The following is a 14,156-nucleotide window of genomic DNA, read 5'->3' as shown; positions in this document are numbered from 1 at the left end:
ATCCGCAGACACGCCTTGCACCTTACCGAACGCCGTTCTATGGTCTCGAACGCTGTCCGATAAACGTACAGCGTTCGATAATCATACGCTGTTCGATGAGAGGTGCCCGATGACCGCACCGACGACCACGCCCGCCGCTCCCCCGACGTACGCCTCCCTGCGCGCCGCGGCGGTCCCGCTGACCGCGCTCTGCCTGGCCTTCTTCGTCGAGATGGTCGACAACACCCTGCTCCAGGTCGCGCTGCCCACGATCGGCCGATCGCTCCACAGCGGGACGACGGGGCTGCAGTGGGTGACGGGCGCCTACTCCCTCACCTTCGGCGGACTGCTGCTGGCCGCCGGTTCGGCCGCCGACCGCTTCGGCCGCCGCCGCGTCCTGCTGACCGGCCTCGCGGCCTTCGGCGTGATCAGCCTGTCCGTCGTCCTCGTCACCGGCACCGGTCAGCTCATCACCCTGCGCGCGGCGCTCGGGTGCGCCGCAGCGGCGATGGCGCCCGTCACGATGTCGTTGATCTTCCGGCTCTTCGACGACGAGCGGCTGCGGGCACGCTCGATCACGGTGGTGGTGGTCGTCGGCATGTCCGGGCTCGTCCTGGGCCCCCTGCTGGGCGGGACGGTCCTGAGCCGCGCCGACTGGCAGTGGCTGCTCGTCCTCAATGCACCCGTCGCGCTCGTCGCCTGGATCGGCGTCCGCGCCGGCGTGCCGGCCGACCGGCCCGCGGACCTGACCGCCGAACCGCTCGACCTGCCCGGCACGGTCCTCACCGTCGCCGCGGTCGGGCTCGGCTGCCTCACCCTCACCAGCGGCGTCGAGCACGGCTGGCTCGCACCCCTCACGCTCGCCTGCGCCGCCGGCACCGTCGCCGCCGTCGGCGGCTTCGTCCGGCGCGAGCGCCGCACGGCCTCGCCCGTGGTCGACCTCGCGCTCTTCCGCGCCGGACCCGCACGGGGCGCGGCCACCACGCAGCTGGGGGCCTCGGTCGCGCTGGCCGGCGTCCTGTTCGGGCTGACCCTGCACTTCCAGTACGCGTACGGCTGGAGCCCGGTGCGCGCCGGCCTCGCGAACCTGCCCCTGATCGTCACGATGGTCGCGGCGACCCCGCTCGCCGAGCGGCTCACCGCCCGCCTGGGCCACCGCAGGGCCTGCCTCGTCGGCACCGCGCTCCTGGTGGGCTCGCTGCTCGGCGCGGCCTGGGCGGTGGAGCACGGCTACGCCGCGATCGCCGCCGCGGTGGTCGTGCTCACGGTCGGGCTGCGGACGATCGTGACGACCTGCGCCGTCGCCCTCGTCCAGGCCGTGCCCGCGAACCGGACCTCCACCGGCGCCGCCCTGAACGACACCGCCCAGGAGATCGGCACCAGCCTCGGCACGGCCGTCGTGGGCACCCTCGTCGCGGCCCTGGTCACCAGGACCCTGCCGGCGGGTGCGTGGAGCGCCGACCTCGTACGGTCCTACTTCGCGGGCGAAAGGATCACCTACCTGGTCCTCGCCGTCCTGGTGGGGGTGATCGCGACAGCCGGCTCGCTGTCCCTCACCGGCTCCCGCACCACCGAGGAGCCCGCACCGTCGGGGACCGGCCGCACCACGGCGTGAACCGGCCCCGGGCGCCGGCGTGGCGGCGCCTCACATCCGCAGCAGCCCGGCCACCCGCAGCACCGCGGCACCGGCCTCGTCGGAGGCGTCGAGGTCCACCTCGGCCACCACCGCCCAGTCGCGGTCGCCGGCGGGGTCGTCGACGACCTGGCGCACGTACCAGCGCCGCGGCGAGCCCTTCGGGTGCGGGCCGGAGCCGTCGTCGACCTGCAGCAGGTGCGGGCCGCGCGCGTCCGGGCCGGTACCGATCGCGTCGTGCTGCTCGTAGTAGGCGTCGAGCTGGTCGGCCCAGGTGTCCTCGTCGGGCGAGCCGTCCAGCCGCGCCAGCTCCTCGGGCCGGTCCAGGGCGGCGAGCTCCACGAAGCGGAAGACGGCGTTGCGCACCAGCACCCGGAACGCGCGGGCGTTGGCCGTCACCGGCGGCGCCTCGTCCTCCACCGGCGCGACGGCCGCCACCACGTCCCCGCCGTCGTCGCCGGCGCGCAGCTTCTCCCACTCGGCCAGCAGGCTGGAGTCGGTCTGGCGCACCACCTCGCCCAGCCACTCCACGACGTCGGTGAGCTCCTCGGTGCGCGCGTCCTCCGGCACCGTCTGGCGCAGCGCCTTGTAGGCGTCGGAGAGGTAGCGCAGCACCAGGCCCTCGGAGCGGCCGAGCTGGTAGAACGCGACGAAGTCGCTGAACGTCATGGCCCGCTCGAACATGTCGCGCACCACCGACTTCGGGCGCACCTCGTAGTCGGAGACCCACGGGTTGCCGCTGCGGTACGTCTCGTACGCCGCGCGCAGCTGCTCCTCCAGCGGCTTGGGCCAGGTGACGTCCTCCAGCTGCGCCACGCGCTCCTCGTACTCCAGCCCGTCGGCCTTCATGCGCGCCACCGCCTCGCCCTTGGCCTTGGACTGCTGCGCCAGCAGCACCTTCATCGGCTCGTCCAGGGTGGACTCGATGGCGGAGACCACGTCGAGGGCGTACGTGGGCGAGGTGCGGTCCAGCAGGTCGTCGACCACGGCCAGCGCGAACGGCGACAGCGGCTGGTTCAGCGCGAAGTCCAGCTGCAGGTCCCCGACCAGGCGCACCTGCCGGCCGTCGGGCAGCGGGGCGGGCAGCTTCTCCACCACGCCCGCGTCCAGCAGCGCGCGGAACAGCTCCACCGCGCGGCGCACGTGCTGCAGCTGCCGCTTGCGCGGCTCGTGGTTGTCCAGCAGCAGGTGGCGCGCGGCCTCCACCGGGTTCCCCGGGCGCTGCAGGAGGTTCAGCAGCATCGAGGTGGTGACGCGGAAGTGCGAGGTCAGCTGCTCGGGCTGGGCGTCGATGAGCTTGCGCATCGTCGCCTCCGACCAGGAGACGAACCCCTCGGGGGCCTTGACCCGCTGCACCCGCTTGGCCTTCTTCGGGTCGTCGCCGGCCTTGGCGACGCGGCGGGCGTTCTCCACCTCGTGCTCGGGCGCCTGCACCACGACGGTGCCGGCGGTGTCGAAGCCGGCGCGGCCGGCGCGGCCGGCGATCTGGTGGAACTCCCGGGCGCGGTAGTGGCGGGTGCGCCGGCCGTCGAACTTCGTCAGCCCGGCGAAGAGGACCGTGCGGATGGGCACGTTGATGCCCACGCCCAGGGTGTCGGTGCCGCAGACCACGCGCAGCAGCCCGGCCTGGGCCAGGGTCTCCACCAGGCGGCGGTACTTCGGCAGCATCCCGGCGTGGTGCACGCCCACGCCCATGCGCAGCAGCCGGTTGAGGACCTTGCCGAAGCCGGGCGCGAAGCGGAACCCGCCGATCGCCTCGGCGACGGCGTCGCGCTGCTCGCGGGTGGCGACCTTCGCGCTGGTCAGCGACTGCGCCTGCTCCACCGCGGCGGCCTGGGTGGCGTGCACGACGTACACCGGCGCCCGGTCGGTGCTCAGCAGCTCCTCGACCGTCTCCTGCAGCGGCGTGGTCGCCCACGAGTGGTGCAGCGGCACGGGCCGCTCCACGGAGGTGACGACGGCGGTGGCGCGGCCGGTGCGGCGGGTGAGGTCCTCGCGCAGCCACTCGACGTCGCCGAGGGTCGCCGACATCAGCAGGAACTGCGCCTGCGGCAGCTCGATGAGCGGCACCTGCCACGCCCACCCGCGGTCGGGGTCGGCGTAGAAGTGGAACTCGTCCATGACGACCTGGCCGACGTCGGCGAACGCGCCCGAGCGCAGCGCCACGTTCGCCAGCACCTCCGCGGTGCAGCACACGATCGGCGCACCGGGGTTCACCGAGGCGTCGCCGGTCATCATGCCGACGTTCTCCGCCCCGAACGTCTCCACCAGCGCGAAGAACTTCTCGCTCACCAGCGCCTTCAGCGGCGCGGTGTAGAAGGAGCGCACCCCGGCGGTCAGGGCCGCGGCGTGCGCGCCGGCGGCCACGAGCGACTTGCCCGAGCCGGTGGGGGTGGCCAGGACGACGTTGGAGCCGGAGACCACCTCGATGAGGGCCTCCTGCTGCGCCGGGTACAGCTCGATGCCGCCCTCGGCGACCCACCCGGCGAACGCCTCGTAGACGGCGTCGGGGTCGTCGGCGGCCGCGCTGCCGCGGGCGGGCAGGCGCTCGGTCAGGCGGGAGCGGGCGGAGGTCTCCAGCAGCTCGTCGGACTCGCCGGCGAGGGCGGCGGGGGCGGGGGTGGTGGCCATGGCGTGTCCCATCGTCGCACCCGCCGCGTCACAGGAGCCGTGCGACCGGCACCACCGAGGACACGGCGGTGGCCAGCCGACGGTCGTCGGTGACCAGCGTCATGCCGTGCGCCAGGGCGGTGGCCGCGATGAGGAGGTCGAGCTGCCGACGCCTCGGCTGCTGCCCGGCGTCCAGCGCCGCTCGGGCCACCAGCGTGTACGCCTGCTGGACGGTGCCGTCGACCGGCAACGGCGACCACGTCGAGAGCAGCCGGGTGAGCTGGTTCAGCCGCTGCGTCGACCTCACGGGATCACCCGCCACGAGCTGGAAGCCGAAGCGCAGCTCCGTCTCGGTGAGGGTGGACACGTACGACGGCTCGTCGAGGGGGATCCGGACGGCGGCGCCCGGCGGAGGGGAGAACAGGGTGAGGACGGCGTCGGTGTCCAGCAGGTACTCGGTCACCGGACGACCCGGCTGCGCTGCACGACGTCAGCCGCGACCGGTCCGCGAGCGCTGCTGCTCCTGCTCGGCGCGCTGGCGGTCCCACCGCTCGTAGGGGTCGACCGGCTCGTCGTCGTCCATCCGCTCCTGCACGTCCCGACGGAACGCCTCGGCGTCGTGCGGGCCCGTGCGGGAGAGCGCCCCCAGAGCCTGCCCCAGCGGGACACCCCGCGGGCGGGTGGGCCGGTGCGCGCTGATGTCCGCCACCGGACGGCCGTTGGAGGTGATGGTGAAGCTCTCCCCGGCCTCGACCTCCCGCAGCACCCTGCCGGAGTCGTTGCGCAGCTCCCGCACGCTGATGGTCTTCACGTGACGACTGCAGCCCGCGTGCTACACCTCGCGGGAGCCCCGGCGGGCGGCCACCCCCAGCGCGAGCACGGCCAGCAGCGCCGCCCACGACACCCACGGGCCCACCTCGCGGCGGTAGCCCAGCGTCAGCGCCTGCACCGCCGGGGACATCCCGTCCACCAGGCCCGGCACGTACGCCAGCGCCAGCAGCGTCAGCCGCAGCGCCAGGACGCGCTCCAGCCACCCGCCGGCCGCCGCGGCGGGGACCGCCAGCGCCAGCGGCCCCCACAGCAGCAGGTCGTACCAGGGCAGCGCGTAGGGGGCGGCCAGCAGGTAGCCCAGCGCGAGCACGGCCGCCACCCCGCCCGCGCGGCGGCGCAGCTCCCCCGCGCCCCCCGGGTCCGCGCCGGGGGGGCCCGCGCGGCCCACCAGCAGCGGCCACCACACCAGCGCCACCAGCGCCATGAGCACCAGCGTGCCGGGCAGCAGCACCGAGCGCGGCAGGCCGGCGTCCACCAGCGGGCGCCACACCGTCGCCAGGGAGACGAAGCGGCTGGCGCGGCTCGCCTGGTCGTAGGCGTGCGCCCCGGCCCAGGCGTGGGCGGGCACCAGCACCAGCAGCGCCCCGGCCGCCCCGCGCAGCAGCCAGCCGAGCCCGGGCGCCCCCGGCGCCCCCGGCGCCCCGGGTGGTCCGGCGCGGTGCGCGGCCCGGCGCGCACCCAGCCACGCCACCAGCAGCCCGGCGCCGACCGCGCCGTAGGGCAGCTTCGCGCCCGCGGCCACCGCCAGCACCAGGCCCGCCGCGAACGGCCGGCGCGGGGCCAGCAGCAGCACGCCCACCACCGCCGCCCCGGCCAGGACGTCGGCGTGCGCGCCGCCGAGCCCGACCGTCAGCAGCAGCGGGTTCGCCGTCCACAGCACGTGCGCGCGGGCGCGCAGCGCCGGGTCGGCGCGCAGGCCCCGGTGCAGGCCGGCGCCCGCCAGCGCCCACGCCGCCAGCAGCACCAGCTGACCGGCCCACACCGTCGCGCGCACCGAGGTGCCCCCGGCCAGGGACGTCAGCGCGTGCACCGCGGTCAGCACCGGCCCGTACACCGACGTCGTCGAGCGCCACGGGTCGCGCACCGCCGAGGCCACCGGGTCGGTGCCGCCGGCGAAGGCGTCGGGCGCCTGCACGTACGGGTCGGCGCCCAGGGCGGCGATGCGCCCGTAGGCGGCGTAGCTGAGGTGGTCGGCCGAGCCCACCGGCGGCACCAGCGCGGCGAGCACGGCCCCGGCGGCGGCCAGCAGCAGCAGCCGGTGCGGGCGCCAGCCGCGCGCGACGGCGTTCAGCCCGGCGACCAGGGCCGTGCCGGCGGCCAGGACGGAGACGGCCAGCAGGGCGCTGACCAGCGCGGAGGAGGGGCGCAGGCCCAGGTCCAGCGGCGGCGCGCCCGCGCCCAGCGCGGGCACCGCCGCGGAGGGACCGGCCACCGCCACGGCCAGCCAGGACAGCAGGGCGAGTGCGGTGCCGGCCCCGGCGAGGGTGGGCGCGAGCCCGGGCGCGCGGCGCGCCGCCTCAGGCACCGGAGCGGCGGGCGCGCACCCAGGCGGTGGTGGCGCGGCGGCGCAGCAGGGCCAGCGCGACGTCGCGGTACTGCGCGGCGCGGTGCAGCTGACCGCGCAGGTCGGTGCCGGTGACGCGGTGCTGCAGCGCGCACGGCACCTCCACCACCCGGTGCCCCGAGCGCAGCAGGTCGATCGTCAGGGCCGTCTCGACCCCCCAGCCGCGCGCCAGCGGCTGCGCCGCCTCGAACGCCTCCCGGCTCAGGCAGCGCATCCCCGACAGCGGCTGCTGCGGCGCCCAGCCCACCGCCGCCAGGGTGCCGCGCCGGGCCAGGCCCACCACCAGGCCGCGCCCGCCGCCGGGGCTGGACTGCCGCGGCAGCACCGCGATCGCCATGTCGGCCTCGCCGGCCAGCACGGGCGCGGTCAGCGGCTCGGTGGCCGCGGCGGTGGCGCCGAGGTCGGCGTCGACGAGGAGCAGCGGGCGCGGGCCGGTGCCCGCCCGCGGCGCGGCGGCCTCGCGGGCGGCGACGGCGCGCGCGCCGGTGCGCACGGCCGCGGCCTTGCCGCGGTTGCGCTCGTGCGCCACGACGAGCGCACCGGCCTCGCGGGCCAGGCGGGCGGTGCCGTCGGCGGAGCCGTCGTCGACGACGACGACGAGGTCGGCCACCGGCATCGCCAGCAGCGCGGTGACGGTGGCGCCGATGCGCTCGGCCTCGTCCTTGGCCGGCACGACGACGGCGACGGTCGGGGACGGCAGCGCGGGCGGCACGCTGGCGAGGCTAGAGCACCGCCGCGCCGTCCCGGCGCACCGCCAGGACGGTCACGTCGTCGTCCACCGGCACGCCCCCGCCCAGGGTCGCGACCAGGCCGTCGACGAGCTCGGGCAGCGGCGCGCCGCCGGGGCCGTCCAGGTGCGCGCGGGCCTGCTCCAGCCCGTCCTCCAGGCTGCGCGCGCGGGTCTCGACCAGGCCGTCGGAGAAGAGCACGAGGTCCTCGCCGGGTTCCAGGCGCAGCGCGCGCACCTGCGCGCGCGCCCGGGGGCCGCCGCCGCTGTCGTCACCGTCACCGTCACCGTCGTCACCGCCGCCGGCCAGGACGGCGCCGACCGGCGGGCCGGCGGGCAGGTCGAGGTAGCGCGCGCCGCGCGCGCCGCGCAGCAGCGGCGGGGGGTGCCCGGCCAGGGCGGCCAGGGCCGAGCCGTCCCGGCGGAGCAGCACGTAGGCGAGGGTGACGATGTCCTCCCCGCCGGCGGCGTCGGCGGCGGCGTCCAGCCCGCGCAGCACGGCCGCCGGGTGCGGGTCGACCAGCGCCAGGGCGCGCACCTGGGCGCGCACCACGCCCATGACGGTGGCCGCGCGCGCCCCGCGGCCCATGACGTCGCCGAGCACCACCGCGACGCGGTCGGCGTCGACGACGACGACCTCGGCCCAGTCGCCGCCCACGTGCTCGCCGGCGCTGGTCGTGGTGGCGCGGTGCGCGCGCAGCCACGGCACCCGCGCCAGCGGGCCGGGCCGCAGGGCCTGCTGCAGCACCCGCGCGGTGCTCAGCTCCCGCTCGAGCAGGTCCACGCGCTCCAGCGCGTCGGCCACCTGCCGCGCCAGGGCCAGCAGGAAGGAGCGCTCGTCCTGGTCGGGCACGGTGGACTCGGTGGAGCCGATCACCAGCCCGCCCAGGCGGTGCCGGCGCGTCGCCAGGGGCAGCACCGCCCACGCCGCGTCGCCGTCGGCGAGGGCCTCGAGGTAGACGGGGCGCACCCACGCGGGCAGCTCGTCGGCGTCGCCGGGGCCGCAGGGGTACCAGCCGCCGGCGGCGGCGCAGGCCTCCACGTCGCGCGCCAGGTCCCCGGAGCGCAGGTCCGCGCGCACCAGGTGCTCGCGCCGGCCACCGCGCAGCAGGCGGTGCACGGCCACCACCCCGCCGGGGCCGCGGCCCTCCTCCACCAGCGTCAGGCTGGCGCGCGCCGTGCCCGGCAGCGCGGAGCAGGCGCCCAGGACGGCGTCGACGACGCCGGCGCGGGTGGTGGCGGTGGACAGCGCCGCGGTCAGCAGCTGCAGGCCGCGGGCGCGGCGGGCCGCGCGCACGCGCTCGTCGACGTCGTCGAGGGCGCCGACCCACTCCAGCACCGGTGCGCCGGGCTCGTCGGGGTCGGCGCGCACCGGCTGGGCGGTGGCCGAGACCCAGCGCCAGCCGGCGGGGGTGCGCAGGCGCAGCCGGGCCGTGCCGGCGCGCCCCTCGCGAGCGGCGGCGGCGGCCTCGGCCAGCACCGCGGGCAGGTCCTCGGGGTGCACGTCGGCGCACCAGCCGGTGCCGCGCAGGTCGCCGTCGCGGCCGGTCAGCCCCCGCCAGCCGGGCAGGTCGCTGCCCAGGCCGCCGGCGCCGGCGGTGAACAGGTCCAGGCGCCCGGCGGCGGCCAGGGTGCGGTAGCGGTGCTCGGCGCGGCGCGCCTCGCCGGCGGCCGCGCGCGCGGCGTCGAGCAGGCGGGCGCGCTCCACCGCGCAGGCGCACTGCGAGGCCAGGGTGGCCGCCAGCAGCAGCTGCGTCTCGTCCAGGGAGCCCTCGCGCGGCAGCCCCAGGCGCAGCACGCCGATCAGGCCGGCGTCGGTGAGCATCGGCACCACCGCCCAGGAGCGCTCCCCGGCGGCGACCAGGCGCGCGCTGGGGGCGTGGTCGAAGCGAGCGCTGAGCTCCTCGGGCGAGCGCAGCAGCACCGGCCGGCGGGTGCGGGCGGCCTCGGCGCTGGGCGCGGGGTCGTCCAGGGCCAGGCGCGGGGGTGGCGCGGTGGCGGCGCCGAGCACCCCGTCGCCGGCGGGCACCAGCACCGCGCCGGGGGCGCCGCCGGGGCCGGGCGGGCCGTCCTCGAGGAGGAAGACGGTGCAGGAGGTGGCGCCCAGGGCCTCCTGGACGGCGGCGAGGGTGACGTCGACCGCGGCGCGCACCGTCAGGGCCGCGGCCAGGCGGGTCGTGGTGCGCTCCAGCAGGCGCAGCTCGTGCAGGTCGAGCCCGGGCGCGCGGCCGGCGCGCGCAGCGGTGGGTGCAGCTGCCAGTGCCGAGACCTCCACCGGGCCTCCTTCGTCGTGCGGCGCCGACGTCTTCGGCAGCAGCGGGAGGCTACCCCCCGCCGCGACCGCGCGTCTGCCGGCCGTGGCTGTCCGTGACGCCTGCGCGATCACGCCGTGACCGGCGCGCCGGCGGGCGCCTCAGCGCGGGTGCGGCGTCGGTGCGGCTGCGGCCCCGGTGCGGGTGCGGGTGCGGCGTCAGTGCGGGTGCAGGCGGGTGGGCCCGCCGAAGGAGGCCCACACCGTGCGGCTGAGGTCGTCGACGTTCTCCACCACGCCCCACTCGTCGGCCAGGCCCGCCACGATGCACAGGCCCCGCCCGGAGGTGGCCGCCTCGTCGACCGCGCGGGGGCGCACGGCGCGCCCGGGGGCGCCGCCGTCGGTCACCGCGATCTCCACGTGGGCGCCGCCGTCGCGGGTGACCAGGCACTGCACGTGGATGCCGCCGTCGCCCAGCGGGCGCGCGTGGCGCACCGAGTTGCCCACGATCTCCGAGAGGACGATCTCGATCTCGGCCGTGGAGTCCGCGTCGAGCCCGGCGCCGTCCAGCACGGAGCGGACCACCCGCCTGGCCCTCGGGACAGATGCGGCGTCGTGCTCGAACGACGCCCAGTGCGTCGCCGGCACAGGGCCAGCCCCCGTCGGCATCCGTCCTCCTGACCTGCCGCCTGCTTGACGGCTCCGTAGGTACCCGAGCATGGCGGCGGCCAAACCTCCCGGCCGGCCCAGCTCCCCGCCGCTCCCCCTCCAGGGTGCGCCCGTCCACCCGCCCGGCCCAGCAGCGACCCGCCGTGTGACGGCCGCGTGAACTCCTGCGCGGGCGCCTGTGCGCGCGCGCCGGGACGTGCGACGGTGCTGGACAGGAGTCGTCCCCGACCACCGCACAGGACCGGAGGTGCCGGGTGGACCTGCCCGTGCAGGCGTGGTTCGACCGCTCGACCTCCCGCGCGCGCGACTGGCCCCTGGAGCGGCTGCGCGCCGACAAGCGCGCCACCCGCGTCAGCGTGGTGCTGCCCGCGCTGGACGAGGAGGCCACCGTCGGCGGCGTGGTGCGCATGGTGCGGCGCCTGGCCGACGAGACCGGCCTGGTGGACGAGGTCGTCGTCATGGACTCCGGCTCCACCGACGGCACCGCGGGCGCCGCCCGGCGCGCCGGGGCGGTGGTGCACCACCGCGACGACGTGCTGCCCGAGCAGGGCTCGCGCCCGGGCAAGGGCGAGGTGCTGTGGAAGTCGCTGGCGGTCACCGACGGCGACGTGCTGGTGTTCGTCGACGCCGACCTGGTGGACCCGCAGCCGCAGCTGGTCACGGGCCTGCTGGGCCCGCTGCTGGCCGACCCGGCCGTGGAGCTGGTCAAGGGCTGCTACGACCGGCCGCTGCAGGGCTCCGGGGGCACCTCCGGCGGGCGCGTGACCGAGCTGGTCGCCCGCCCCCTGCTGGGCCTGTGGTTCCCCGAGCTGGCCGGGGTCGTGCAGCCGCTGGCCGGGGAGTACGCCGGGCGCCGGCGCCTGCTGGAGGCGCTGCCCTTCCGCAGCGGCTACGGCGTGGAGATCGCCCTGCTCATCGACACCCTGCGCCTGCGCGGGCTGCCCGCCATCGCGCAGGTCGACCTCGGCCGGCGCCGCCACGGCCACCAGGACACCGCCGCGCTGGGCCGCATGGCCGCGCAGATCACCCGCGTCGTGCACGAGCGCGCCCTGGGCGGCGGGGACGGGCCGGCGAGCATCACCCAGTTCGCCCGCGACGGCTACGGGCGCTACGCGCCGGTCACGCACGCCCTCGACGTCTCCGAGCGCCCGCCGATGCTGAGCGTGGAGGGCTACGCCCGGCACGCCCGGCACGCCCGGCACGCCCGGCACGACGGGTACGCCCGGCACGACGGGCCGGTGGCCGAGGCCTCCTGAGCGCCCCGGCCCCGGACGCGCCCGGGGCGCTCAGCGCACGAAGGGCTCAGCGCACGAAGGGCTCGGCGCCGCTCTCGGAGACCATCGGGCGCCCGGCGTCCGCCCACGCGCCCATGCCGCCGTCGACGTTGACCACGTCGTAGCCGTTGTGCGCCAGCCACTGCGCCACGCGCATCGAGCGCCCGCCGGCGCGGCAGACCACGTGCAGCTCGCCCTCGGGCAGCTCCGACAGGCGCTGGGGCACCTGCCCCATGGGGATGTGCACGGCGCCCTCGGCGTGCCCGGCGGCCCACTCGTCGTCCTCGCGCACGTCGAGGAGGGTGGCGTCGGCGGGGACGGCGGCGGCGTCGACGGAGGGGACGGCGGGAGCGTCGGGCATGCCCGCGAGCCTACGGCTCAGCGCAGCGCCGCGGGCAGCGGCCGGGCGTGCACGACGACGAGGGCGGAGACCGCGCGGGTCAGGGCCACGTACAGCCGGCGCAGCCCGGTGCGCTCGTCGGGCTCGCCGTCGACGAGGTCGGCCGGCTCCAGCACGACGACGCGGTCGAACTCCAGGCCCTTGACCAGGCCCGCAGGCACCAGGGAGACCCGCTCGGGCGGCGCGCCGCCGTCGCGCCCGTCCGGGGCGTCCGGGGCGTCCAGGCGGGTGGCGCCCACGCCGGCGGCGGCCAGGGCGCGCGCGGCGGCCTCGACGGCGGCGTCGGCGACGACCAGGCCGATCGAGCCCTCCTGCTCCAGCAGGCCGGCGACGACGGCGGCGGCGCGCTCGGTCGCCCCGCCGGCGACGGCCAGGACCTCCAGCAGCCCGGGGTCGGGGCGCACCGAGCGCGGCACGCCCAGCTCGGGGGCGATGGCCGGCAGCAGCCGGGTGGCGTAGTCGAGCACCGCCGAGGGCACCCGGAAGCCGCGCTCGAGGACCTCCAGGTGCCCGCCGGGCTTGCCCAGGTGCTCGAGCACCTGCGGCCACGAGCGCGCCGACCACGGGGTGGTGCCCTGCGCGAGGTCGCCCAGGACGGTGGCGGCGCCGGTGGTGCAGCGCCGCCCCACCGCGCGCAGCTGCATGGCGGAGAGGTCCTGCGCCTCGTCGAGCACGACGTGGGCGCGCGAGGGGGTGCGGGTCAGCTGGTCGGCGACCTCGTCGAGCAGGACGGCGTCGGCCGGCGTCCAGCGCGCCGCGCCGGCGCTGCGCGGGGAGCGCTCCCACAGCAGCAGCGCGCGCTCGGCGTCGTCGAGGACGCCCTCGGAGCAGGCGCGCAGGAAGCCCGCGTCCGAGAGCAGCCGGTGCAGGACCTTCGCGGGGTCCTGGGCGGGCAGCAGCCGGTTTACGGCCCGCTTGACGTCGGCGCTGCGGGCCACCGCGTCCTGCACCGCGTCGTCCGGGGAGTCGCCGGCGGCCTCGAACAGCTCCAGCACGGCGTGGGCCAGGCGCTGCGGCAGCAGCGCGCGGGCGGCGCCGTAGCGCACGCCGCGGCCGGCGAGCTCGTCGAGCAGCTCGCGCACCCGGTAGCCGGGCACGCGCCAGCGGCGCGAGCCGCGCGGCAGGACGAACGCGCCGCCGTCCAGGGCGTCGGCGGGGTCGGCCACCGCCGCCCACACGGCGCGGCGCACGACCTGCGCCATCCGCGCGTCGCCCTTGAGGGTGGCGAGCGCGGCCGGCTCGGTGGCGCGCACCAGGACGTCCTTCCGGCCGCCGCCGGGGGAGGTCACCAGCTCCTCCACGGTGGTCTGCTCCACCCGCACCTCCCCCAGCGCCGGCAGCACCGCGCCGACGTGCTGCAGGAAGGCGCGGTTGGGCCCGACGACGAGCACGCCCTGGCGGGTCAGGCGCTCGCGGTGCGCGTAGAGCAGCCACGCGGCGCGGTGCAGGCCCACGGCGGTCTTGCCGGTGCCCGGCGCGCCCTGCACGCACACGGTGGTGGAGGCGTCGGCGCGCACGAGCGCGTCCTGCTCGGGCTGGATGGTCGCGACGATGTCGCGCATCGGCCCGGAGCGGGGCCGCTCGATCTCGCGGGCCAGGATCGCCGAGGCGCGCCCGTCCTCGCCGGCGGCGTCGGCGTCGGGGTACCCGTCCGGCTCGGCCAGGTGCTCGTCCTCGTGGGCGGTCAGCCGGCCGTGCTCGACGCCGAAGCGGCGGCGCAGCCGCACGTCGCCGCGCTCGGCGCGGCTGGCCCGGTAGAAGGCGCGCGAGACGTCGGCGCGCCAGTCGACGACGAGGGGGTCGCCGGCGGCGTCGGTGACGTGGCGGCGGCCGATGTGCAGCACCTCGCCGGAGTCGTGGTCGGTGCGGCCGAAGAACAGGGCGGTGGCCGGGTCGTCGACGAGGGCGGCGGCGCGCCGGTGCAGCGCCAGCGCGATCGCGGCGTCGGCGATCGGGTCGCCGCCGTCGGCGGTCAGGGACAGCGCGTGCTCGCGCATGCGCACCAGCTCGGCGCGGGCGCGCTCGAGGTGGCGCTGCTCGGCGGCCAGGACGTCGCCGGGGGTCTCCCGGGTGGGGGTGGGCACGGTTCCTCCAGGGTTCCGGACAGCCGCAGGATCGTGCCAGGACCGCCGCGCGGCGACAACGCCGGGCGGGAACCCGGATCCGGCCCACCGCGTCGGACCCCGGACGGCGGCGGGGGTGGTGCCCGGCGGGGAGG

Annotated in this window: 11 protein-coding genes; 2 read left to right on the top strand and 9 right to left on the bottom strand. The window is 77.8% G+C overall.

Features of this window, described 5'->3' with window-relative positions:
- The first annotated feature begins 109 nt into the window (after positions 1 to 109).
- Positions 110 to 1,594: an MFS transporter gene (locus ACRYMN_RS04505; protein ID WP_432492409.1), complete on the top strand. Its 1,485-nt coding sequence runs from the start codon at positions 110 to 112 to the stop codon at positions 1,592 to 1,594.
- Between the two features lie 30 nt (positions 1,595 to 1,624).
- Here the strand turns inward: ACRYMN_RS04505 and ACRYMN_RS04500 are convergent, their stop codons facing one another.
- From ACRYMN_RS04500 to ACRYMN_RS04470, 7 genes are all read right to left on the bottom strand, one after another.
- On the bottom strand, positions 1,625 to 4,243 hold the full coding sequence (locus tag ACRYMN_RS04500) for a DEAD/DEAH box helicase (RefSeq protein WP_432492407.1): 2,619 nt from the start codon (positions 4,241 to 4,243) through the stop codon (positions 1,625 to 1,627).
- Between the two features lie 28 nt (positions 4,244 to 4,271).
- Entirely contained in the window at positions 4,272 to 4,685 is a 414-nt protein-coding gene (locus ACRYMN_RS04495) for a PIN domain-containing protein (protein WP_432492405.1), read from the bottom strand.
- 27 nt (positions 4,686 to 4,712) lie between these two features.
- Positions 4,713 to 5,033, bottom strand: a complete 321-nt coding sequence (locus ACRYMN_RS04490; protein ID WP_432492403.1) for a type II toxin-antitoxin system Phd/YefM family antitoxin — start codon at positions 5,031 to 5,033, stop codon at positions 4,713 to 4,715.
- Between the two features lie 21 nt (positions 5,034 to 5,054).
- On the bottom strand, positions 5,055 to 6,578 hold the full coding sequence (locus tag ACRYMN_RS04485) for an MptA/MptB family glycosyltransferase (protein WP_432492401.1): 1,524 nt from the start codon (positions 6,576 to 6,578) through the stop codon (positions 5,055 to 5,057).
- The gene (locus ACRYMN_RS04480) at positions 6,571 to 7,329 is read right to left on the bottom strand and encodes a glycosyltransferase (RefSeq protein WP_432492399.1); all 759 of its coding nucleotides are present in this window, start codon (positions 7,327 to 7,329) and stop codon (positions 6,571 to 6,573) included. The genes ACRYMN_RS04485 and ACRYMN_RS04480 overlap by 8 nt, the downstream gene beginning before the upstream one ends.
- Before the next feature lie 10 nt (positions 7,330 to 7,339).
- Positions 7,340 to 9,619 carry a SpoIIE family protein phosphatase gene (locus ACRYMN_RS04475; protein ID WP_432492397.1) on the bottom strand — a complete coding sequence of 760 codons (2,280 nt, stop codon included), beginning with the start codon at positions 9,617 to 9,619 and terminating at the stop codon, positions 7,340 to 7,342.
- Positions 9,620 to 9,814: 195 nt separating this feature from the next.
- Entirely contained in the window at positions 9,815 to 10,264 is a 450-nt protein-coding gene (locus tag ACRYMN_RS04470) for an ATP-binding protein (RefSeq protein WP_432492395.1), read from the bottom strand.
- A 254-nt stretch (positions 10,265 to 10,518) separates the two neighbouring features.
- On the opposite strand from ACRYMN_RS04470, the gene ACRYMN_RS04465 reads away from it, so the two are divergent.
- A complete protein-coding gene (locus ACRYMN_RS04465) occupies positions 10,519 to 11,520 on the top strand; it encodes a glucosyl-3-phosphoglycerate synthase (protein WP_432492393.1) in 1,002 nt (333 codons plus the stop codon).
- A 46-nt stretch (positions 11,521 to 11,566) separates the two neighbouring features.
- On the opposite strand, the gene ACRYMN_RS04460 is transcribed toward ACRYMN_RS04465, so the two are convergent.
- Both ACRYMN_RS04460 and ACRYMN_RS04455 read right to left on the bottom strand, forming a co-directional pair.
- Positions 11,567 to 11,899: a rhodanese-like domain-containing protein gene (locus ACRYMN_RS04460; RefSeq protein WP_432492391.1), complete on the bottom strand. Its 333-nt coding sequence runs from the start codon at positions 11,897 to 11,899 to the stop codon at positions 11,567 to 11,569.
- Between the two features lie 17 nt (positions 11,900 to 11,916).
- On the bottom strand, positions 11,917 to 14,022 hold the full coding sequence (locus tag ACRYMN_RS04455; protein ID WP_432492389.1) for a HelD family protein: 2,106 nt from the start codon (positions 14,020 to 14,022) through the stop codon (positions 11,917 to 11,919).
- Between the last annotated feature and the right edge of the window lie 134 nt (positions 14,023 to 14,156).

The sequence above is a fragment of the Kineococcus gypseus genome, assembly GCF_050871305.1.
Lineage (GTDB): Bacteria > Actinomycetota > Actinomycetes > Actinomycetales > Kineococcaceae > Kineococcus > Kineococcus gypseus.
This window is presented reverse-complemented; position numbering and strand designations above follow the sequence as displayed.

Bases quoted from the DNA above. Each gene is read 5' to 3' on its own strand.
- ACRYMN_RS04460 (WP_432492391.1), bottom strand. From the start codon at position 11,899: ATGCCCGACGCTCCCGCCGTCCCCTCCGTCGACGCCGCCGCCGTCCCC.
- ACRYMN_RS04505 (WP_432492409.1), top strand. From the start codon at position 110: ATGACCGCACCGACGACCACGCCCGCCGCTCCCCCGACGTACGCCTCC.
- ACRYMN_RS04470 (WP_432492395.1), bottom strand. From the start codon at position 10,264: ATGCCGACGGGGGCTGGCCCTGTGCCGGCGACGCACTGGGCGTCGTTC.
- ACRYMN_RS04500 (WP_432492407.1), bottom strand. From the start codon at position 4,243: ATGGCCACCACCCCCGCCCCCGCCGCCCTCGCCGGCGAGTCCGACGAG.